Origin of the sequence: Sulfitobacter sp. AS92, from assembly GCF_038900015.1 — a bacterium.
In the GTDB taxonomy this organism is placed as follows: domain Bacteria; phylum Pseudomonadota; class Alphaproteobacteria; order Rhodobacterales; family Rhodobacteraceae; genus Sulfitobacter.
Window position 1 is genome coordinate 334,663 of sequence record NZ_JBBMQL010000002.1, and the last position, 21,309, is coordinate 355,971.

Consider the following 21,309-nt stretch of genomic DNA (forward strand, 5'->3'; position numbering starts at 1 on the left):
TCTCACTCCGCCGCCATCGGCTCGGCCCGGCGCGCGGCGGCCAGTGCCGACAGTTCGGCCATCAACTGGCTGGCGCGGGCGATTGGGTTGGAGAGGTAGAAATCATGCACAGCGGGCTTAAAGGACGCATCGCCCAATTTTCCAGCAGGCAGCGCGGTCCACTTATTTTCCGGCACCTCATCGACATTTGCCAGATGTGGCACGGCCTCGGTCAGCTTGCGGCGCAACTGCGCGATGGAATCATAGCCCAATTGCGCGCCCAACTCAGCTGAGAGCGCCCGGAGAATCGCCCAGTTTTCCTTGGCTTGACCGGGCGCGAACCCGGCGCGCTGCGCAATTTGCGGTCGGCCTTCAGTGTTAACGAAAAGCCCCGGCTCTTCGGTATAGGCGGCACCCGGCAGGATGATGTCGGCGCGGTGCGCACCACGGTCGCCGTGGCTGCCTTGGTAGATCACGAAAGGACCGGCACCGATTTCGACCTCATCCGCGCCGAGGTTATAGATCACTTCTGCCGCGTTCACATCATCCATGCCGTTCTCAGCAGTCGCACCAATGTCCATCGCGCCAACGCGCGAGGCCGCGGTGTGTAGAATCATCAGCTTGCTCTTGGTCTTCTCGGCCAGTTCCATCGCTTTCGCCAGAACCGCCGCACCATCGGCTTCGCGCAAGGCGCCTTGGCCGACGACAACCACCGAAGGCTGCTCCAACACTTCGTCGAAATCACTTCCCATCAGTTTGTCGAGCGTGGCGCGGTCATTTCCGAGATGATGATGCGGATAGGTCAGATCAGCGGCTTCGCCAATCAGACCGATCTCTGCGCCCTTGCTCCACGCCTTGCGGATGCGCGCGTTCAACACTGGCGCCTCAATCGCTGGGTTGCAGCCGATCAGCTGGATCATCTTAGCATCGTCCAGATCTTCGATCCGTGCGTTGCCAACATAGCCAAAACGGTTGCCCGCAGGCAGCTTCGCACCATCGGTACGGCATTCGACGACACCGCCCTGCCCTTCGATCAACTGCTTCAGCGCAAAGGCGGCCTCAACCGACACCAGATCACCGACCAAACCAGCAAGCTTTTTGCCCTTCATCGCCGCCGCAGCCGCGTTCAACGCTTCAGGCCAGGTGGCTTTGCGCAGCTTGCCGTTCTCGCGGATGTAGGGTGTGTCGAGACGCTGGCGGCGCAGACCGTCCCAGACAAAACGGGTCTTGTCGGAAATCCACTCTTCGTTCACGCCATCATGGTTGCGCGGCAGGAACCGCATCACTTCGCGGCCTTTGGTATCCACACGAATGTTGGAGCCAAGCGCATCCATCACGTCGATGCTCTCGGTCTTGCTCAACTCCCAAGGACGGGCAGTAAAAGCGTAGGGCTTGGAGACCAGCGCGCCGACGGGGCAAAGGTCGATGATATTGCCCGACAGGTTGCTGTCGATCAGCGAGCCAAGATAGGTCGTGATCTCGGCATCCTCGCCACGGCCGGTCTGACCCATGACATGCTGCCCCGCGACCTCAGTCGTGAAGCGCACGCAACGGGTGCAGGAAATGCAGCGAGTCATATGGGTTTCGACCAGCGGGCCGAGATCGAGATCCTCGGTAGCCCGCTTCGGCTCGCGGTAACGCGAGAAATCGACGCCGTAAGCCATCGCCTGATCCTGCAGATCACACTCACCGCCCTGATCGCAGATCGGGCAATCGAGCGGGTGGTTGATGAGCAGGAACTCCATCACGCCCTCGCGGGCCTTTTTGACCATCGGCGAGTTGGTTTTCACCACCGGCGGCTGGCCTTCTGGCCCGGGCCGCAGGTCGCGCACCTGCATGGCGCAGGAGGCGGCGGGCTTGGGCGGCCCGCCGACGACTTCCACAAGACACATCCGGCAGTTGCCAGCGATCGACAGACGTTCGTGGTAACAGAAGCGCGGCACTTCGATGCCGACTTGCTCGCAGGCCTGAATGAGCGTCATCGCCCCTTCGACTTCGACTTCTTTACCGTCGATGATGATCTTGCGGATATCGCTCATAAGCTCACTTTGCCTTCAGTAACGAACCGATCCGGCTCGATTTTTGAATCTCTTCGCGTCCAAGCGCACAATAGCTTTGCGGGTCCGAAGTATCGACCCCCTTGGCCTTAAAAAACGCAGCCCCGCGCGCTTTCATCCGTGCTTTTTCAGCGTCACTATCGATATAGGCGTCGATCTCGGCGTCGGAGTAGCCCAGATCGCCTGCCTTGCCTTTCAAATCCCACGCCATCTTGACCGCGCGCAGCATTCGCGCACTGATGTCGGGGCAGTTCTTGCGGATGATGTCGGCCACGCCGATGTCCAAAAGCGCGTCGTCGATGGCAGCCACTTCGCGCAGTGGCGGCTTGGCCATGGCGGGTGTCACGGTGGCGGCGGTCAGGCTCAGGCCCATCACAGCGATCATCAGGGTGCGCATATCAATTCTCCTTCATGCAGCGGGCCGGAACGGCCCGTCTGACAGATGGAGTTCGAGGTGCATGATATTCAATATCACCGCCCCCATAGGCCACAGCCCTGCGATATGTCGCCGATGCGATCACTGTGGGCAGCGCCCCTGAAAGGTCAGCGCGCCGCCTTCAAGCCGCAGAGAACCTGCGGGCGCGTCGGGCCCAAAAGTCCATTCGATGTCTGAGCTGCCATAGGTGCCGACGCAGTATTTAACGGCCTCGTAACGCGCCGCAGCACGGGCCCCGTCGATCGACTTGCCAGCATCCTTAACCGTCACTTGAAAGACGTCCCGCTGCCCATCCACCTTGCGCAGTTTGGTGCTGAAATACTGCCCGTCAAAGGCCACACGCTCACTGTCATTGGCACAGCCTGCCAGCAAAGCGCTGACCGTCAAAAGCGTCAAAGCATATTTCATAGACCTACTCCGCTGCGCGTTGTGCCCGGCCCTGCCGAACGTCCCCGCGCCTGTTGTGGAACGGACGCGTCAAACGCGCGCCCGCTATCGCCCCTACTGCGTCAAGCGTCAAGCCACCGGCCCGCTGCCTTGCACAGTTTTACTCCGCCGCGACCGCGCTAACACGGCCCGTGCGCTTGTGTTTGATCCGGTCTTCGATCTCATCCCGGAAGTGGCGGATCAGACCTTGGATCGGCCAAGCCGCCGCATCGCCAAGCGCGCAGATCGTATGGCCTTCGACCTGCTTGGTCACATCCAGCAGCATGTCGATCTCTTCAGGTTCCGCGTCGCCAGTTACCAGACGGTCCATCACGCGCATCATCCAGCCGGTGCCTTCGCGGCAGGGCGTACATTGCCCGCAGCTTTCGTGCTTGTAGAACTTCGACAAGCGCCAGATCGCTTTGATCACATCGGTCGAGTTGTCCATCACGATCACCGCCGCCGTGCCAAGGCCGGAGCGTTGTTCGCGCAGATAATCAAAATCCATGATCGCGTCACGCATGTCTTTGCCCGGGATCAACGGGACCGAAGACCCGCCGGGGATCACGGCCTTGAGGTTGTCCCAACCGCCGCGGATGCCGCCGCAGTGCGTCTCAATCAGCTCTTCAAACCCAATGCTCATCGCTTCTTCGACAACGCAAGGGTTGTTGACGTGACCCGAGATCGCGAACAGCTTGGTGCCTGCGTTGTTGGCTCGTCCAAAGCCCGCGAACCACTCCGGCCCGCGGCGCAGGATGGTCGGCACGACGGCGATGGATTCGACGTTGTTCACCGTGGTTGGGCAACCATAAAGGCCCGCACCCGCAGGGAATGGCGGCTTCATCCGCGGCATGCCCTTCTTGCCTTCGAGGCTTTCCAGCAGCGCAGTTTCTTCGCCGCAGATATAGGCGCCTGCACCGTGGTGCAGGTAGATATCAAAATCCCAGCCCGACTTGCTGGCGTTCTTGCCCACCAGCCCAGCCTCATAGGCCTCATCAATCGCTGTCTGCAGCGCTTCGCGCTCGCGGATGTATTCGCCACGCAGGTAGATGTAGCAGGCATGCGCATTCATCGCGAAGGACGCGATCAGGCAGCCCTCGATCAGCGTATGCGGATCATGGCGCATGATCTCGCGGTCTTTACAGGTGCCCGGCTCGGATTCGTCGGCGTTGACCACCAGATAAGATGGGCGGCCATCGCTTTCCTTGGGCATGAAGGACCATTTGAGGCCCGTCGGGAAGCCCGCCCCGCCGCGGCCCCGCAGGCCAGAAGCTTTCATCTGATCCACGATCCAATCGCGGCCCTTGCCGATGATCCCGGACGTGCCATCCCAATGGCCGCGCGACTGCGCGCCTTTCAAGGTGCGGTCATGCATGCCGTAGATGTTGGTAAAAATGCGGTCTTTGTCCTGAAGCATGATGCCTACCTTTGGTTCTTACGGCTGGCCGCGCGGGCCTGCCACATTTGATAAATCACGACCATCGCCCAGAAAAGCGCGGCCAGTGCAGCAAAGTCGAAGAGCAACGCATAACGCCCCGGCAACCCAATCGCCGGGGCGACCCATTGCAAGAGCACCCATAGGGTCATGGTCACGGCAATGACCAGCCCTGCGATGCGGCCCTTGCGGGCAAGTGCTTTGTCTTCGGCTTCGCTCATAAGTCTTTCGTCGCCTGTCAGCTCTGGGATTCGCTGGCGTCAGCGAGGGATTTCGCCTGCCCGACCCAGTTGTCTCGCTCAATCCGGCCCCTAAACCGCAACCGAGAATCGACCCATGCGATCTCTGCGTCGGTCAGGTTGGCCAGCTGGTCAAAGTGATAGATGCCCAGCTCATTGAGCGTCTGTTCCATCTTCGGTCCGATTCCGCCAATCCGTTTGAGGTCATCAGCACCCTCAGCGCGCGGGGCGTCAAGAAGCGCGGGCTGTTCTGCTGCGGAGGCATCGCTGGCGCTCCCCGTGTCCGGCATGGTCGTTGCTTCAGGCGCAGATGCCGCAATCGGTGCCGTATCGGGAAGCGGCGCCTCTGGCGTTTCATCGAGCGAGGCAGTGGCGGCCCTATGGACGTCTTGTTCAGCCTTTATAACGGGTTCAGAACTTGGGGCTTCGTCCACGGCCGCCGTGTCAGCAACTGACGCCGCAGTGTCCGCTTTTTCCGAGTCAGCAACTGGCGCCGCGGTTGGCTTGGGCGCTGGCGCATCCTCGGCCACTGTCGCTGTATCTGCAATCGGCGCGCGCGGTGCGGCCTCAGCAGGCTCTTCTTTAACAGGCGTCACCGGGCCGCTTGCACGCTCTGCAGCGCCTATACCTGCGTCGCCCGCAGGCACCGTGCCGATGGCCGAAGAAACAGTTTGCGGGGTTGTTGGGGCCGAAGCTGTTGGAGCCGACGCAACAGAAGCCGCTGCCGCGCTACGGGTACTGTCCTGCGGTGCGTTGGCAGGGGCGTCTTTGCACAGCAAGGTCATCAAAAGATACCCTGCGATCACTGCAATCAGCGCGCCAACAACGATGGCCTTCAAAAGGCCCGAGGCGCCGAAAACCAGCATAAGGAATGCCACCAACAAGCCGATGCCACCGCCCATGTACCAGCTGCGCTTGGTACAGGCCTCTCGTTCCGAAATCTGTGTCATGACTGTCCTTCTCCCCCTTGTTGCGGGCGATGCGGCTGATTATCGGCGCCGTCTTCGGCTGCCCGTTGCGAAACTCTGTTAGTCCTTGGCGAGGCTCCCGGCCTGTTCTACCCAATTGTCGCGGCTGACCCGGCCTTTGAACCCCTCAAGGTTCTGATCGACCCATGCGACCTCCTCCGGGCCCCAGTTGGCGATCTGGTCAAAATGATAAAAACCCATGCCGTTAAGCATCTGCTCCAGTTTCGGCCCGACACCTTTGATCCGCTTAAGGTCATCCGCACCAGACTCGCGCGGTGCGTCCAACTGATCCGGCTTCTTGCCTGCACCAGCAGCAGGTGCCGCAGCTTTTGGCGCGGTCGCCTCTGGCTTTTCATCCTGCGAGGCTTCCCCTTTGGGGTCATCGCTGGAGGGCGGCTTGCTCTTAGAGGCCGCCTCGGCCTGTTGTTCTGTCACGCCGGTCTTGTCGGCACCCTCGCCCTTCGCGGGACGCGGTTCTTCGGCTTCGACCTCTTCGGTCGTTTCCGCCTGCGGGGTTTCGGGTTGTTTCTGCCAAGGCGTCAGCAGCGGCACTTCGGTGCCATCGATCCGCTTGACGGTATCACCAATGTCGACCGCCGCTTGCACGCTAGCGTTATACTGTGTGCGACCGCTCTCATGGTCGGTCAAGCTGGTCAGACCGCCCAGAGGCTCGGATGCATAGCGCCCGTTCTGCGGGCCGGGCACGGGCACGCGCCCGTCGCTCAACTCATCAAGAATTTCGTTCAGCCGCGCGGTGGTCAGGTCTTCGTAATAGTCTTTGCCGATCTGGGCCATGGGCGCGTTGGAGCAGGCCCCTAGGCATTCGACCTCTTCCCAGGAGAAACGGCCATCTGCCGACAGCTCATGCGGTTTGCTGGCGATGCGTTCTTTGCAGACGGCGACCAAATCTTCGGCCCCACAGATCATGCAGGACGTGGTGCCGCAAACCTGAATATGTGCTACGGAACCAACGGGTTGCAACTGGAACATAAAGTAGAATGTCGCCACTTCCAGCCCGCGGATATAGGCCATGCCGAGCATTTCCGAGACATGTTCGATCGCCGGACGGGTCAGCCAGCCCTCTTGCTCTTGGGCGCGCCACAGCAGTGGGATGATCGCGCTGGCCTGACGGCCTTCAGGAAATTTGGTGATCTGCGCTTCGGCCCATTCTTGGTTGGCGGGCAAAAAGGCAAAACTGTCGGGCTGGTCAGGGTGTAGACGGCGGAGCATTAGTTCGAACCTATGGTCAGGCGGAGGCCAATCGTGCCTCCGGCGTAAATTTCTTCAAAACAGGGTGACGCGATCAGCATCACCGGTCGATCTCTCCAAAGACGACGTCCATGGTGCCGATGATCGCGGCCACATCGGCAAGTTGGTGCCCGCTGGCAACATGATCCATCGCCTGCAGGTGCAAGAACCCCGGCGCGCGGATCTTAGCGCGGTAGGGTTTGTTGGAGCCATCGGCAACAAGATAGACGCCAAACTCACCCTTTGGCGCTTCGACGGCGCAGTAGACTTCGCCCTCGGGCACGTGGAAACCTTCGGTGTAGAGCTTGAAGTGGTGGATCAGGCTTTCCATGTCGGTCTTCATCGCGGTGCGCGACGGCGGGGTGATCTTGCCACGGGCGAGGATATCGCCCTGCCCTTCGGGCGCGCGCAGTTTTTCAATCGCCTGCTGGATGATGTAGGTCGACTGGCGCATCTCTTCCATGCGGCAAAGGTAGCGGTCAAAGCAGTCGCCGTTCTTGCCCACGGGGATTTGGAAGTCGAATTCGTCATAGCATTCATAGGGTTGCGAACGCCGCAAATCCCAAGCCAGCCCCGAGCCGCGCACCATGACGCCGCTGAAACCGTAATCGAGAATTTCCTGCTCGGACACGATCCCGATGTCGACGTTCCGCTGTTTGAAGATCCGGTTTTCGGTCAGCAACTCGTCAATATCGACCATGAATTTCGTCAGGAACTGCTTGGACCACGCTTCGATATCGTCCAGCAGTTCGGGCGTCAGATCCTGATGCACCCCGCCCGGACGGAAATATGCCGCATGCAAGCGCGCACCGGAGGCCCGCTCGTAAAAGATCATCAAGTTTTCGCGCTCTTCAAAACCCCAGAGCGGCGGGGTCAGCGCGCCCACGTCAAGCGCCTGCGTGGTGATGTTGAGCAGGTGGTTCAGAACGCGGCCAATCTCGCAGAACAGCACCCGGATCAGCGAGGCGCGGCGTGGCACCACGGTGCCAGTCAGCTTTTCAATCGCCAGACACCAAGCGTGTTCCTGGTTCATCGGAGCCACATAATCGAGCCGGTCGAAATACGGCAGGTTCTGCAGGTAGGTGCGGCTTTCCATCAGCTTTTCGGTGCCACGGTGCAGCAGGCCGATATGCGGATCGCAGCGCTCGACCACTTCGCCGTCCAACTCAAGCACCAGCCGCAGAACGCCGTGCGCGGCGGGGTGTTGCGGGCCGAAGTTGATGTTGAAGTTGCGGATCTTCTGCTCGCCGGACTCAAAGTCGGTCGACCCGTCGTCAAAGGCTTTTGTGCGAATGTCGCCGTCCATTACCGTTTCTCCAGTTCTTGCAGCTTCATGCCCATCCACCACAGCAGGGCAATCGTGCCCAGCGGGATCAGGCAGGCCGCCGCCCAGTATTTGTTAATGCCAAAGAACGGCAGCAGCTTGACCATCGGAATGGCCGTCAGCGCCGAGAGGATCAGCCAGCCCAGCCCGCCCATTACTTCGCGTCCTTGCTCACATGGCCATCTGGCGCCGACTTGTCATCGCCGGGCAGGATGTATTCCGCACCTTCCCATGGCGACATGAAATCGAACTGGCGATACTCTTGCACGAGGCTCACAGGCTCATAGACCACGCGTTTGGCCGCTTCGTCATAGCGCACTTCGGTATAACCTGTGGTCGGGAAATCCTTGCGCAGCGGATGGCCGCGAAAACCATAGTCGGTCAAGATGCGGCGCAGGTCCGGGTGGCCAGAAAACAGAATGCCGAACATGTCGAAAACTTCACGCTCAAACCAATCGGCACTGGGGTGCACACCGGTGATCGACGGCACCATATCCTTTTCACGCGCGGTGGCACGCAGGCGGATGCGGTGATTTTGGTACATCGACAAGAAGTGATAAACCACGTCGAACCGTTTGGCACGACCGGGGTAGTCCACCGCAGTGATGTCGACCAAGGTCGAGAAACGGCAGGTCGGATCGCCCTTAAGGAACTCTACAAGGCCCGCGATATTCGCCAGCGCCACGGTCATGTTCAACTCACCTCTGGTGACATCCCATCCCAACACACAATCAGGGCGTTTGGCTTCGATATAAGCCCCAAGTTCCTGCAGTTGTTCGCTCATCGCAAATCTTCCTTCCACGCGCCGATCAACGCCATCAGTCTGTCCCGCGCATTTTGCGCGTCGTCCTTTTGCCTGCCCCTCGCCTGGCGCAGGCCTATGTCTTAGCGCACGATCGTCCCGGTGCGGCGCATCTTGCGCTGCAACTGTAGGATACCGTAAAGCAGCGCCTCTGCCGTGGGCGGGCATCCGGGCACATAGATATCGACCGGCACAATCCGGTCACAGCCGCGCACAACCGAATAGCTGTAGTGGTAGTACCCACCGCCATTGGCGCATGAGCCCATCGAGATCACATAGCGCGGCTCTGGCATCTGGTCATAAACCTTGCGCAGTGCCGGGGCCATTTTGTTGGTCAGCGTGCCCGCGACGATCATCAGGTCCGACTGCCGCGGAGAGGCACGTGGCGCTGTGCCGAACCGCTCAAGGTCGTAGCGCGGCATGGAGCTGTGCATCATCTCGACCGCACAGCAGGCCAGACCAAAGGTCATCCAGTGCAAGCTGCCGGTGCGCGCCCAATTGATGATGTCTTCGGTCGAGGTCAGCAGGAACCCTTTGTCCTGCAACTCGGCGTTCAAGCTATGGGTGGCCACATCACGGTCTGCACCTGCGCCGTACTGGCCATAGGCCTCAGGTGCAGAAGCGCCAGATTTCACCCGCGGGCTCTGGTGGCCATCGCCCATTACGGGGGTGACCAGCGCGTCGTCATTTACTGCCATTCCAGCGCTCCCTTCTTCCATTCATAGGCGAAGCCCGCCGTCAGCACACCCAAGAATACCATCATTGACCAAAAGCCCACCATGCTCACATCCTTGAAGGCCACGGCCCACGGGAAGAGAAAGGCGATTTCGAGATCGAAGATGATGAAAAGGATCGACACCAGATAGAAACGCACGTCGAATTTCATTCGGGCGTCGTCAAAAGCGTTGAACCCGCACTCATAGGCCGAGACCTTTTCCGGGTCCGGATTGCGTACAGCAACCACCACAGCGGCAAGGATCAGCACAAGGCCAAGGCCAATCGCCACAGCCAGAAAAACGAGGATAGGCAGGTATTCCCGCAGCATGTGGTCCAAGGGGATGCTCCTTTCGCGGTGCGCGGCATGAGGCAAAGGCCAAAAGCCCGCGCAGACAAACTTGGAACGGGTTTAACTCTGCCCGTGGGTAGGGTCAACGGGCCAAGCCCGCTTAATGCCGCCCACGGGCCCCCAATAGAACCATTTCGCCGCAGCCTTGGGCTAGACCACCCAAGCGGCCTTGCGCTTGTCGAAAAAGGCGCCGATTCCTTCAGCGGCTTCTTCGGTTTCCCAACGCGCGGAGAGCGCGTTAATCGACATCTCCACCGCCTCGGGCGTGGCGATTCCTCCCAAGTCCTGCGCCAGCTTCTTGGCGGCCGCGACGGCTCCCGGCGCACAGGCAAGATAGGGCACGACCTCGGCCTCAATCGCCGCATCGAGATCGGCAGCAGGCACCGCACGGGCCAGCAGACCCAGATCAACCGCTTCAGCCGCGCCAAAAATTCGCGCTGACATAAAGACCCGCCGCGCGCGCCCTTCGCCCATCCGCGCCAGCACGTAGGGCCCGATCGTCGCAGGGATGATCCCTAACCGCGCTTCGGTGAAGCCCATCTTGAGCGTATCGACCCCCACCGCCACATCACAGACCGAGGCCATGCCAACCCCGCCGCCAAAGGCATTGCCCTGCACTTTGCCGATCACTGGCTTGGGAAGTGCATTAAGCGCGCCCAGCATTGTCGCCAGTTTGCCCGCCTCTGCCGAGCGCGTCTCGGCATCCATATCCGCCTGCTCGCGCATCCAGCCCAAATCGCCCCCGGCGCAGAAGGATTTGCCCGCCCCAGTCAGGACCACGACGCGCACTGCGTCATCGGCGGCCAGCTTCCCAGCGGCATCCGTCAGGTCCGCCAGCATCTGCGCCGACATGGCATTATGCTTCTCCGGCAGGTTCAGGGTAAGCGTCGCCACCCCGCGCGCGTCGGTCTCGACCGTCAAAGTCTCGTACATGGTTAGCCTCGCATCGCCCGTGCCATCTCGGCGGCCTCGACCACCACCGCCTGATCGACCCCGGTGTCATAGCCCAGAGCCATCAGATGTTCGTTCACCGCCTCAGTGGCGACATTGCCCGCAGCGCCGGGCGCGTAAGGGCATCCACCCAAGCCGCCAACCGCTGCATCAAAGACCCGCACGCCCATAGAAAGCGACGCGTCGATATTCGCCATCGCCCGGCCATTTGTGTCGTGGTAGTGGCCTGCAAGGCGGCCCACCGGCACCACATCCCGCACCGCCAGCAGCATCCGTGCGATGCTGTCGGGCGTGCCCGCGCCGATGGTGTCCCCGAGCGAGACCTCATAGCAGCCCATGGCAAATAGCTTATCGGCCACCCGCGCCACATCCGCAGGCGCGACCTTGCCGTCATAAGGGCATTCAATCACGCAAGAGACATAGCCCCGCACCGGCAGATCAATATGCCGCGCCTCTTCGAGGATCGGGGCGAAGCGCTCAAATGCCTCTTCGATGCTGGCATTAATGTTCTTCTGGCTGAACCCTTCGGATGCCGAGGCGAAGATTGCAACCTCATCGGCCTTTGCGGCTACCGCGTCTTCATAGCCGCGCATATTGGGGGTAAGTGCCGCGTAGCGCACGCCGTCAGCGCGGTTGATGCCCGCCAGAACGTCGCCCGACCCGGCCATCTGCGGTACCCATTTGGGGCTCACGAAACTGGCACATTCGATCCGGCGGAACCCTGCTTCGCTGAGCTTGTTCACCAGCGCCACTTTCTCAGTCACCGGTATTTCGCGCTTTTCGTTCTGCAAGCCGTCCCGCGGGCCGACCTCGAAAATCTCACATGGTCCAAGGCTCATTCGCCGTTCTCCTCCACTGCAATTCCTGCCTGCCCGGTTTTACTCAACCGGCCACGGCGCGTAGAAATCCTGCGCGTACAACCGCCCCTCCTCGGGCAGTGCTTGTTCAAAGCTTTCACGCTCCGTGATCCGTTCATACCACGCCGCAACCGAAGGGTGGTCATCCAATTTCACGAAATGTTGCGCCATATAGACCGCTTGGCCGACCGAGATATCGGCAGCTGAAAACCCGCTGGTTAGTAGGTAGTCCCGGTTTTCCAACGGTGTGCTTAACCGCGCCTCAAGCGCGTCATAGCATTTGCTGATCCGCGCGGCTTCGAGCTTCATCACGATGGGGCTGCGCATCGAATCGTTGCGCAGGGCGATATGCTGCTGGGTCAGCGCCGCCGCGTGCTGGCTGATCGTCTCGGCGAAATGTACCCAAACCAGCCACGCCATACGATCTGGACTGCCAACCGAGCGGCCCATCCGGTCGGGCGAATAGCGCTCGCAAAGGTACTGGGTGATCGCCCCGGTCTCGAACATACGCTCACCGTCGATCTCCAACGCGGGCACACGGCCTGCGGGGGAAAGGATCAGATAGTCCGGATCCCGCAGGCTGCGGTCAAAGGCGCGGATCTTTACCTGAAACTCGATATCATCAAGCTCATGCAACAGCCAAAGCGTGCGCATGGAGCGGGTCTGTGGGCAGTGGTGTAGTGTAATCATGCCGCGTCCTCCGCTTCGGCTTCCAGCCGGACCAAGGCCGCCCCGGCCTCGACCTGATCGCCGGGCTGGGCTAGCACTTCGGCCACGACACCATCGCGTGCGGCCAACAAAGAGTGTTCCATCTTCATCGCCTCTAGCACCGCAAGACGGTCGCCTTTGGTGACATTCTGACCGACCTTGGCGTCAATCGCGCGGACCAAACCAGGCATCGGCGCCTCGACGATATTGCCGTCGCCATGCGCGCCTGCGGTCCGTGCCAGCGGGTCAATTATATCGAAGGCGATCCCGTAAGCGTCAAACACCGTGACCACGTCCCCGGCAACCGAGGCCGTGGGCGCGACATGCCCATCAACCTTCCAGCGCCCGCCGATCCGCTCGGCCCGGACTTCGCAGTCACCTACAGTCCAAAGCTGAACGTCCTCCGACAGCACCCGTACTTTCAGCAGATGCTCTTCGCCGTCGCGGCCAAGCATCACCTGCCGCCGCAGCGGTCGCCAAAGGTTAAAACCGGCCTCGGCCTGCGGTTGATCCAACCCCAACGCCGCCATACCGGCCAAAGCAAAATGCCGCTCCGGCACCTCGGGCTGGGCGGTTAGCGCATCGATATCGCGTGCGATCAGCCCGGTGTCGACGTCTCCATTCGCGAAACCTTCATGGCTCGCCAAAGCTCCGAGGAAGGCAAGGTTTGTCACCGTGCCACCGACCTCGCACCCTTTCAGCGCCGCACGCAGCCGTGACAGCGCCACATCGCGGGTCGGTCCGTGCACGATGACCTTGGCAATCATCGGGTCATAAAAAGGGCTGATCGTATCGCCCGCCCGCACACCACTGTCAGCGCGGGTTTGCGGGGTGAAGGAAAGATGCGTCAGCGTGCCTGTGGCGGGCAAAAATCCCTTCGGCACATCCTCAGCATAAAGCCGCGCCTCAAAAGCATGGCCGTTGATCGTCAACTCGTCCTGCTGCTTCGGCAACGCTTCCCCGGCCGCCACACGCAGCTGCCATTCGACCAAATCGACGCCGGTGACCAGTTCCGTCACCGGATGCTCCACCTGCAAGCGCGTGTTCATCTCCATAAAGAAGAACCCGTCCGCAGACAGACCGCCCGAGCCATCGACGATGAACTCAACCGTGCCTGCCCCCGCATAGCCAATCGCCTCCGCAGCACGCACAGCCGCTTGCCCCATCGCGCTGCGCATCTCTTCGGTCATGCCCGGCGCGGGGGCTTCTTCGATCACCTTCTGGTGGCGCCGCTGAAGCGAGCAATCCCGCTCAAACAAATGCACCGCATGGGTGCCATCGCCAAAGACCTGCACCTCGATATGGCGCGGTTTGGTGACAAATTTCTCGACCAGAACATCCGAGTTGCCAAAGGCGGTCTTAGCCTCTGAGCGCGCCGAATCCAGCGCCGCCTGAAACTCCTTGGCTTCCTCAACCAGCCGCATCCCTTTGCCGCCGCCGCCCGCCACGGCCTTGATGAGCACCGGATAGCCGATCTTCTCGGCCTCGTCGGCCAGCAGCGTGTCATCCTGATCCGCGCCATGATAGCCCGGCACTACGGGCACACCTGCCTCGACCATCAGCGCCTTGGCGGCGTCCTTTAGCCCCATGGCGCGAATGGCCTTGGCCGAGGGGCCGATGAAGGTGAGACCCGCCGCCTCCACCGCGTCCACAAAATCCGGGTTTTCGCTTAGAAAGCCATAGCCCGGATGGATCGCCTGCGCGCCGCTGTCTCGCGCGGCTTGAATGATTACATCGCCCTTGAGGTAACTCTCCGACGGTGCCGAGCCGCCGATATGCACAGCGGCATCCGCCATCTGAACATGTTTCGCGCCCGCATCTGCATCTGAATACACCGCAACACAGCGCACGCCCAATTTCTGGGCCGTTTCCATTACCCGGCAAGCAATCTCACCCCGGTTCGCAATCAGGATCGTGTCAAACATGCTCTAACCTTTTTATCCTCTACATTTCCAAATGCCGCGCGCGCCGGGAAACCCCGGAGCGCCCTGCGCGGATCACATCCGGAACAACCCAAATTTCGTCGGCTCAATCGGCGCGTTTAGACTGGCCGAGAGGCTCAGATAAAGCACATCCCGGCTCTTACGCGGGTCGATGATCCCGTCATCCCACAGCCGCGCCGAGGCATAAAGCGGGTGGCTCTGCTCCTCGAACATATCAATCGTCGGCTGTTTGAAGGCGGTCTCTTCCTCTTCGGTCCACGTATCCCCGGCCCGCTCGATCGCGTCGCGTTTCACCGTGGCCAGCACCCCCGCCGCCTGCGCGCCGCCCATGACCGAGATCCGGCTGTTGGGCCATGACCAGAGGAACCGCGGGCGGTAGGCCCGGCCCGACATGCCGTAGTTGCCCGCGCCAAAGGAGCCACCGACCAACATTGTGATTTTTGGCACATTGGTCGTGGCCACGGCGGTTACCATCTTGGCCCCGTGGCGCGCGATGCCTTCGTTTTCGTATTTCCGACCGACCATGAAGCCAGTGATGTTTTGTAGGAAGACCAACGGGATATTGCGCTGGCTGCACAGTTCCACGAAATGCGCGCCCTTCTGGGCGGCTTCGGAAAACAGCACGCCGTTGTTGGCAATGATGCCGATTGGGCAGCCTTTGACATGGGCAAAACCGGTCACCAGCGTATCGCCAAAACGGGGCTTGAACTCGTCAAAGCGGCTCCCGTCGACCAGCCGCATGATGACCTCGCGAATGTCATAAGGCGTGCGCAGATCGGCAGGCACCACGCCAAGCATCTCATCGGGGTCATAGGCGGGCTCTTCGGGGCTGGCCCAATCCACTGTCGCGGGCTTGGTCTTATTCAGATGGCCCACGGCACGCCGCGCCAGCGCCAGCGCATGGGCGTCGTCCTCGGCCAGATAATCCGCCACGCCGGAAAGCCGCGTATGCACGTCGCCGCCACCGAGGTCTTCGGCACTGACCACTTCGCCCGTCGCGGCCTTCACCAGAGGCGGACCGGCGAGGAAAATCGTGCCTTGCTCTTTCACAATGATCGTCACGTCCGACATCGCCGGCACGTAAGCACCGCCAGCGGTGCAGGAGCCCATCACCACGGCGATTTGGGCAATGCCCTTGGCGCTCATCCGCGCTTGATTATAGAAAATCGCGCCGAAATGGTCGCGGTCGGGGAAAACTTCATCTTGGTTCGGCAGGTTCGCGCCGCCACTGTCCACCAGATAGATGCAGGGCAGATGGTTCGCCTCGGCAATCTCCTGGGCGCGGAGGTGCTTTTTCACTGTCAGCGGGTAATAGGTGCCGCCCTTCACGGTGGCATCGTTGCAGACCACCATGACCTCATGCCCCTGAACCCGGCCAATGCCTGCGATCACACCCGCACAAGGCGCAGCACCACCATAAAGCCCATGAGCTGCCGTTGCACCGATCTCAAGAAACGGGCTGCCGGGGTCCAGTAGGTTCGCCACCCGCTCACGCGGCAGCATCTTGCCCCGGCTTTCATGCCGCGCGCGAGATTTTTCGCCGCCGCCGAGGGCTGCGGCTTCGGCGGCTTCGCGGACTTCGCTCAGCGCCTTAAGGTGGGCCATTTCGTTGGCCTTATAGGCCTCCGAGGATGGCAAGGCTTGGGATGTCAGTTTCATGTTACGTCCTCATTCTCTCGCGCCGCCAGACGCTTTAGTTCTTTGCGGATGACCTTGCCGGTGACGGTCATCGGCAGGTCTTCCACGAATGCAATCTCACGCGGGTAGGAATAGCTCGCGAGCCGCTCCTTAACCCAATCTTGCAGCTCTTTTATCTCGACTTGCGCGCCGGGTTTCAGCACCACATAGGCCTTTACAATCTCGGTCCTGAGCGCGTCGGGTTTGCCGACCACGCCGCAGGTTGCCACGGCGCTATGGGTCAGCAAGCAGTCTTCGATCTCTGCCGGGCCAATGCGGTAGCCTGCCGAAGTGATGACATCATCTTCGCGCCCCACAAAGCGCAGATAATCATCCTCCCAGATGCCCCGGTCGCCGGTCAGCAGCCAGTCGCCATGGAACTTAGCCGATGTTTCCTCGGGCCGGTTCCAGTAGCACAGCATCATTGAGGGCGCGCCCTTGCGCACCGCCACATCACCTTCGGCATCAGTGGGCTGGCCATTACCGTCCAGCACTGCCAGTTCAAACCCCGGCACCGATTTGCCGATGCAGCCGGGTTTAGCAGGGAAGTCAGCGCCGCAGTTTGAGGCGACCATGTTACATTCGGTCTGGCCGTAGAACTCGTTGATCTCAAGCCCAAAGGCCTTGCGCCCCCATGCCAGCATCTCTGCGCCCAAAGGCTCGCCGCCGCTGGCGACCGAGCGCAGACCGGGCAAGGACACATCCGCCGCTTTTAACATTCGTAGCGCGGTTGGCGGGAAGAAGACATTGCGCACCTCACCCCGCGCAATCACATCGGCGCAGCCTTCGACAGTGAACTTTGGCATCCGCGCGGCCACGACCGGCAAGCCGAGCGCCAGCGCGGGCATCGCCACGTCAAAGAGGCCGCCAATCCACGCCCAATCGGCAGGGGTCCAGAGGCAATCGCCGGTTTGACCTAGATGATCATGGCTGACCGAGACGCCGGGCAGATGACCCGAAAGCACCCGATGTCCATGCAACGCGCCTTTTGGCGTGCCGGTGGTGCCGGAGGTGTAGATCAAAACGGCGGGGTCTTCGGGGCCGACATCGGCAAACTCGACCGGCTCGCCCGCGATGCCAACCTCTGCCGCCATCAAAGGCGTTGCAAGATCGCCCAGCAGGTCGGCGCCTTCGGGGTCCGTCAAGACAATCGCACAGCCCGCGTCACCGATCCGGCTGGCCAGGGCGTCGTGCTTGAACAGTTTAAACAGCGGCACCGAGATCGCGCCGACCTTCCAGATCGCCAGATGTGCCGCGGCGCACCACGGCGATTGGCTGAGCAAAACGCCCACCCGGTCGCCGGGCTGCACCTCGGCCAACAACGCCCGCGCCAGACCATCGACCATTTGATGCAGCGCACCGTAGGTCACGTCGCGGCGGGTATCACTGGTCAGGTCGATAATCGCCAAAGCATCATCTGGCTGCGCAAGGCATTGCGCTGCCATATTGCCCTGCCAGATCGGCCACTGAGCGTCTTGTGTCATATCAGCTTCGATACTCCGGGTTCTCAAAATCAAACCGCGCGCCTGCGTCCCATGCGTTGCGGTCGTTGCCCTCTTGGGGATAGCCGCCCGCGCCTTTCAACATCCGCGCAAGATGCATCGCGTTCCATGTCATGATCGTGGTGTTGCGCTGCGTGAATTCGTTGTCAAAGCCCGCGCGCTTGCCGTCCACGTCATCGCCATAAGACGGCCCCGGCCCCGCCTCACCAATCCAGCCGCAATCGGCCTGCGGCGGAATGGTATAGCCAAGGTGGTTCATCGCAAAGCCGGTGGTCATGGCGACATGTTTGATACCGTCCTCGTTACCCGTCACCACCGAGCCGCCAACTTTGCCGTAAAAGACCGACTGACCCTTGTCGTTCAACTTACCCGACATGGCATAGAGCCGTTCGATCAAGACCCGGCAGACACTGCTTTCTTCGCCCAGCCATAGCGGCGTGCCGATGATCAGGATGTCAGCGGCCAGCACCTTTTCCCAAATCGCGGGCCAATCATCACGGTCCCAGCCATGTTCGGTCATGTCCGGATAGACGCCCGGCGGCACTTGATGGTCGAGCAGATAGAGATGTTCAACAGAGACGCCCTGCGCCTCCATGATGCCTGCGCTTGCGTTGAGCAAAAGCTGCGTGTGGCTGTCGCCCGGTGTCTTTTTCAGCGAGCAATTTACGTAGAGCGCGTTGAGGTCGGAAAGATCAGTCATCGCCAAGTTCCTTCTTCAGTTGTTCAAGTTCCCGGTCGAGGAAATACGACGTGATGGACCTGATGATGACCAGCATCAGCAAGAACAGAAGGTCAGCGAAACGCAGGCTGATCGCGGTGTGGATCACGTCAGAGACGATGAACAACTCCAGCCCGGCAAGGATGTAACGCCCCAGCTCTATGCGCTCGCGGTTGGTGCGGCGCACGCGTTCCGGCCCCTTCTTGACAATCTCGGCAATCGCAACCCCGGTCAGGAACCGCGCTGCGCCAATCAGCAAAAGGATGATCGCGGCGATATCAATGACCGCCGCAAGAATTTCGAAACCCTCAATCAGCCAAGGCAGAAAGTGGTGCATCACACCGCCTTCGGTCTCTAATTTAATTAGGTTCTCCATCCCGATCCTTCCGTCCTGTCTGGCCGACACGCCGTGACGCGGTTAATAGGCCGCTCCAAGACGCAGTGCCTGTTCGCCAGTCATCTGCATCAGGCAAGCAAGTGTCGCAGGCCCGCCGCCGGTGCCACCGCCCCATTGGCTGCGTTCGTAATCGCAGGCGGCATCGCGGAAGGTAATCCACACGCGCTGCATGTCACGCAAAGCCTCGGCCTGAGAAGGCAATTCCGGTTGATAAAGTGCTGCATCTTCATCGGCAGATTTGGCCTGAACCATCCGCGCACGGTAGTTCTCGTTCAACAATTCGTCCCAGAATGACAACTCCGCGTCGAGACAACCGCCCATGCCATAGGTCGAATAACCGCCCGGTCCTTCCATGCACAGATTGGACGAAAGGCCGATGCAGGCGCGCTGGTCGGGGAACTCTTCCGCCCCGGCTAGACATTCTGCCGTGGCTGCGTCGGAATAGGTGATCTCCTGCGCGGCCACCGGCCCGGCCAGAAGCGCGAGAGCCAGCAGCGCGGCGCGCATCACATCGCCCCCATCATCTCGCGGCCCACCAGCATGCGGCGGATTTCCGAGGTGCCCGCCCCGATCTCCATCAACTTGGCATCGCGGAAGATGCGGCCCACGGGGTTGTCCGACAGATAGCCCGCGCCGCCCATCGCCTGCACCGCCTGATGCGCCTGCACCATTGCCTGCTCAGAGGCATAGAGGCAGCAAGCCGCCGCGTCCTGACGGGTCACGTCGCCGCGATCACAGGCCTGCGCGACACTATAGACATAGGCACGCGCCGAGTTCATCGCGGTGTACATATCCGCCATTTTGCCCTGCATCAGCTGGAAATCCCCGATCCGCTGACCGAATTGCTTGCGCTCGGCCATGTAAGGCATGATTTCGTCCAGACAGGCCGCCATGATGCCAAGGCCGATGCCCGCCAGCACAACGCGCTCGTAATCCAGGCCAGACATCAGCACCCGCACGCCCTTGCCCTCTTCGCCGAGAATATTTTCGAACGGCACTTCGCAATCGTCAAAGATCAACTCGGCAGTGTTCGAGCCGCGCATGCCCAGCTTGTCGAAGTGTTTGGACGTGGTGAAACCCTTCATCGACTTTTCGATCAGGAAGGCGGTGATTCCCTTGGAGCCTGCTTCGGGGTCGGTCTTGGCATAGACGACCAGCGTCTCGGCGTCCGGACCGTTGGTGATCCAGTATTTGTTGCCATTCAGTCGGAAGTGATCGTTCCGCTTTTCGGCATTGAGTTTCATGCTGACCACGTCACTGCCCGCGCCCACTTCGGACATCGCTAGCGCGCCGACATGCTCGCCAGAGCAGAGCTTCGGCAGATACTGTGCCTTTTGCTCAGCCGTGCCGTTCAGCTTGATCTGGTTCACACAAAGGTTGGAATGCGCGCCATAGGAGAGCGAGACCGAAGCAGACGCCCGGGCGATCTCTTCCACGGCGACCGTATGGGCGACATAGCCAAGGCCCGAGCCGCCAAACTCTTCCTCAACGGTCATGCCCAAAAGGCCCAGTTCTCCCATCTCGGTCCAAAGCTCTGGCGGGAATTCATTCTTGCTGTCGATCTCGGCCGCCATCGGCTTGACGCGCTCCTGCGCCCAGCGATGCACCATCTCCCGCATGGCCGCGACGTCTTCTCCCAGATCAAACTGCATACTTGCGTTGAACACGGCTTCTCCCCCCGATTTATTGAACGCTTGTTCATTACCTACCGCCCTGTCCGCTTTGCGTCAAGCGGCGCGATGTGGAACCGCCCCGCGCCGCGGCGGGTTGGCCCTGCGACTGGGCGAACTTTACAACAAAGAGAGATGCAAATGAGCGATGATCTGAAAAAAGAGTTTTGGGACCGGCTGGACGACACCCGCGCCGGGATGTTGATGACCAAGACCGCCCGCGCGGTGCCGATGACACACTACATCGACGAAGACGACCGTGCCGCCGTGCTATGGTTCATCACCGCCAAAGGAACAGACCTTGCGAAGTCTGCTGAGGGCCGCGCGGCTGCGGAATATATCATCGCCAGCAAGGACGAATCTCTTTGGGCGCGGATCGACGGGCATGTCTCTGCCGTGACCAACCCTACCGAACTGGACAAAATCTGGAACGCCATTGCCGGCGCATGGTTCGAGGATGGCAAGCAAGACCCAGATGTGCAGCTGGTGCGTTTTGATCTGACCGAAGCCGAGGTCTGGGCCACTGACTGTGGGTTCAAGTTTCTTTACGAGATCGGCAAGGCGCAACTGACTGGCGGCAAGCCTGATATGGGCAAGCACGGTACGATCCGCTTCTGACCTTATCTGATCTGGGAGATGGTGCTGACCTCTGACCGGACGATCCGCGCACGTTCGTCCAATAGGAATATCGTGGTCAGCACCGCCCGCCGGTTCTCAACCAAACGGCGTGCAGAGCAGCAATCACACCATAGCACCCCTAGCCCACTGGGAGGACAGCATTTCACGCCTCAGCAGTGCGACCTCAGCGGCTGTCGCTGGGGACCAGTTCAAGCGGTGTCGCTGCTTGTCCCGTACCTCCTAAAATCAGCTGAGCCTAGGCGAAGCTGCGGATTTGTCGATGCCCCC

23 protein-coding genes are annotated in these 21,309 nt (G+C 60.9%); 1 reads left to right on the plus strand and 22 read right to left on the minus strand.

The window, feature by feature from the left end:
• Positions 1-2: 2 nt before the first annotated feature.
• The 22 genes from nuoG to WNY61_RS04925 form a co-directional block, all read right to left on the minus strand.
• Positions 3-2,018 carry an NADH-quinone oxidoreductase subunit NuoG gene (gene nuoG / locus WNY61_RS04820; protein WP_342850313.1) on the minus strand — a complete coding sequence of 672 codons (2,016 nt, stop codon included), beginning with the start codon at positions 2,016-2,018 and terminating at the stop codon, positions 3-5.
• Between the two features lie 4 nt (positions 2,019-2,022).
• Positions 2,023-2,433, minus strand: a complete 411-nt coding sequence (locus WNY61_RS04825) for a DUF5333 domain-containing protein (RefSeq protein ID WP_342850314.1) — start codon at positions 2,431-2,433, stop codon at positions 2,023-2,025.
• 120 nt (positions 2,434-2,553) lie between these two features.
• Positions 2,554-2,880 (minus strand): hypothetical protein, encoded by a 327-nt coding sequence (locus WNY61_RS04830; protein WP_342850315.1) that lies wholly within the window; start codon positions 2,878-2,880, stop codon positions 2,554-2,556.
• A gap of 139 nt (positions 2,881-3,019) precedes the next feature.
• Entirely contained in the window at positions 3,020-4,315 is a 1,296-nt protein-coding gene (gene nuoF, locus WNY61_RS04835) for an NADH-quinone oxidoreductase subunit NuoF (RefSeq protein ID WP_342850317.1), read from the minus strand.
• Between the two features lie 5 nt (positions 4,316-4,320).
• Positions 4,321-4,554, minus strand: coding sequence for a DUF5337 domain-containing protein (locus tag WNY61_RS04840; protein WP_342850318.1), 234 nt, complete (start codon positions 4,552-4,554; stop codon positions 4,321-4,323).
• A 17-nt stretch (positions 4,555-4,571) separates the two neighbouring features.
• Positions 4,572-5,522, minus strand: coding sequence for a hypothetical protein (locus WNY61_RS04845; protein WP_342850319.1), 951 nt, complete (start codon positions 5,520-5,522; stop codon positions 4,572-4,574).
• A gap of 78 nt (positions 5,523-5,600) precedes the next feature.
• The gene (locus WNY61_RS04850; RefSeq protein WP_342850320.1) at positions 5,601-6,770 is read right to left on the minus strand and encodes an NADH-quinone oxidoreductase subunit E; all 1,170 of its coding nucleotides are present in this window, start codon (positions 6,768-6,770) and stop codon (positions 5,601-5,603) included.
• A gap of 79 nt (positions 6,771-6,849) precedes the next feature.
• Complete coding sequence (locus tag WNY61_RS04855; protein ID WP_342850321.1) at positions 6,850-8,094, minus strand: NADH-quinone oxidoreductase subunit D; 1,245 nt, start codon at positions 8,092-8,094, stop codon at positions 6,850-6,852.
• Complete coding sequence (locus tag WNY61_RS04860; protein ID WP_162931847.1) at positions 8,094-8,267, minus strand: hypothetical protein; 174 nt, start codon at positions 8,265-8,267, stop codon at positions 8,094-8,096. Before WNY61_RS04860 ends, WNY61_RS04855 begins: the two co-directional genes overlap by 1 nt.
• Positions 8,267-8,896, minus strand: a complete 630-nt coding sequence (locus WNY61_RS04865; RefSeq protein WP_342850322.1) for an NADH-quinone oxidoreductase subunit C — start codon at positions 8,894-8,896, stop codon at positions 8,267-8,269. Before WNY61_RS04865 ends, WNY61_RS04860 begins: the two co-directional genes overlap by 1 nt.
• A 101-nt stretch (positions 8,897-8,997) precedes the next feature.
• Entirely contained in the window at positions 8,998-9,612 is a 615-nt protein-coding gene (locus WNY61_RS04870; protein WP_342850323.1) for an NADH-quinone oxidoreductase subunit B family protein, read from the minus strand.
• Positions 9,603-9,968 (minus strand): NADH-quinone oxidoreductase subunit A, encoded by a 366-nt coding sequence (locus tag WNY61_RS04875; protein WP_007119489.1) that lies wholly within the window; start codon positions 9,966-9,968, stop codon positions 9,603-9,605. The genes WNY61_RS04870 and WNY61_RS04875 overlap by 10 nt, the downstream gene beginning before the upstream one ends.
• Before the next feature lie 162 nt (positions 9,969-10,130).
• Positions 10,131-10,913 (minus strand): crotonase/enoyl-CoA hydratase family protein, encoded by a 783-nt coding sequence (locus WNY61_RS04880; RefSeq protein WP_342850325.1) that lies wholly within the window; start codon positions 10,911-10,913, stop codon positions 10,131-10,133.
• Positions 10,914-10,915: 2 nt separating this feature from the next.
• The gene (locus tag WNY61_RS04885) at positions 10,916-11,770 is read right to left on the minus strand and encodes a hydroxymethylglutaryl-CoA lyase (RefSeq protein ID WP_342850327.1); all 855 of its coding nucleotides are present in this window, start codon (positions 11,768-11,770) and stop codon (positions 10,916-10,918) included.
• Between the two features lie 39 nt (positions 11,771-11,809).
• The gene (locus WNY61_RS04890; RefSeq protein WP_342850328.1) at positions 11,810-12,478 is read right to left on the minus strand and encodes a glutathione S-transferase family protein; all 669 of its coding nucleotides are present in this window, start codon (positions 12,476-12,478) and stop codon (positions 11,810-11,812) included.
• A complete protein-coding gene (locus WNY61_RS04895) occupies positions 12,475-14,421 on the minus strand; it encodes an acetyl/propionyl/methylcrotonyl-CoA carboxylase subunit alpha (protein ID WP_342850329.1) in 1,947 nt (648 codons plus the stop codon). Before WNY61_RS04895 ends, WNY61_RS04890 begins: the two co-directional genes overlap by 4 nt.
• Before the next feature lie 72 nt (positions 14,422-14,493).
• Complete coding sequence (locus tag WNY61_RS04900; RefSeq protein WP_342850331.1) at positions 14,494-16,098, minus strand: carboxyl transferase domain-containing protein; 1,605 nt, start codon at positions 16,096-16,098, stop codon at positions 14,494-14,496.
• The gene (locus WNY61_RS04905; RefSeq protein WP_342850332.1) at positions 16,095-17,600 is read right to left on the minus strand and encodes an AMP-binding protein; all 1,506 of its coding nucleotides are present in this window, start codon (positions 17,598-17,600) and stop codon (positions 16,095-16,097) included. The genes WNY61_RS04900 and WNY61_RS04905 overlap by 4 nt, the downstream gene beginning before the upstream one ends.
• Position 17,601: 1 nt before the next feature.
• Positions 17,602-18,318: a flavodoxin family protein gene (locus WNY61_RS04910; protein WP_342850333.1), complete on the minus strand. Its 717-nt coding sequence runs from the start codon at positions 18,316-18,318 to the stop codon at positions 17,602-17,604.
• Positions 18,311-18,712, minus strand: a complete 402-nt coding sequence (locus WNY61_RS04915) for a DUF1622 domain-containing protein (RefSeq protein ID WP_342850334.1) — start codon at positions 18,710-18,712, stop codon at positions 18,311-18,313. The genes WNY61_RS04910 and WNY61_RS04915 overlap by 8 nt, the downstream gene beginning before the upstream one ends.
• Positions 18,713-18,754: 42 nt before the next feature.
• Complete coding sequence (locus WNY61_RS04920; protein WP_342850335.1) at positions 18,755-19,240, minus strand: lysozyme inhibitor LprI family protein; 486 nt, start codon at positions 19,238-19,240, stop codon at positions 18,755-18,757.
• The gene (locus WNY61_RS04925) at positions 19,240-20,400 is read right to left on the minus strand and encodes an isovaleryl-CoA dehydrogenase (RefSeq protein WP_342850337.1); all 1,161 of its coding nucleotides are present in this window, start codon (positions 20,398-20,400) and stop codon (positions 19,240-19,242) included. The genes WNY61_RS04920 and WNY61_RS04925 overlap by 1 nt, the downstream gene beginning before the upstream one ends.
• 144 nt (positions 20,401-20,544) lie before the next feature.
• On the opposite strand from WNY61_RS04925, the gene WNY61_RS04930 reads away from it, so the two are divergent.
• Positions 20,545-21,021: a pyridoxamine 5'-phosphate oxidase family protein gene (locus WNY61_RS04930; protein WP_342850338.1), complete on the plus strand. Its 477-nt coding sequence runs from the start codon at positions 20,545-20,547 to the stop codon at positions 21,019-21,021.
• The last annotated feature ends 288 nt before the right edge of the window (positions 21,022-21,309 follow it).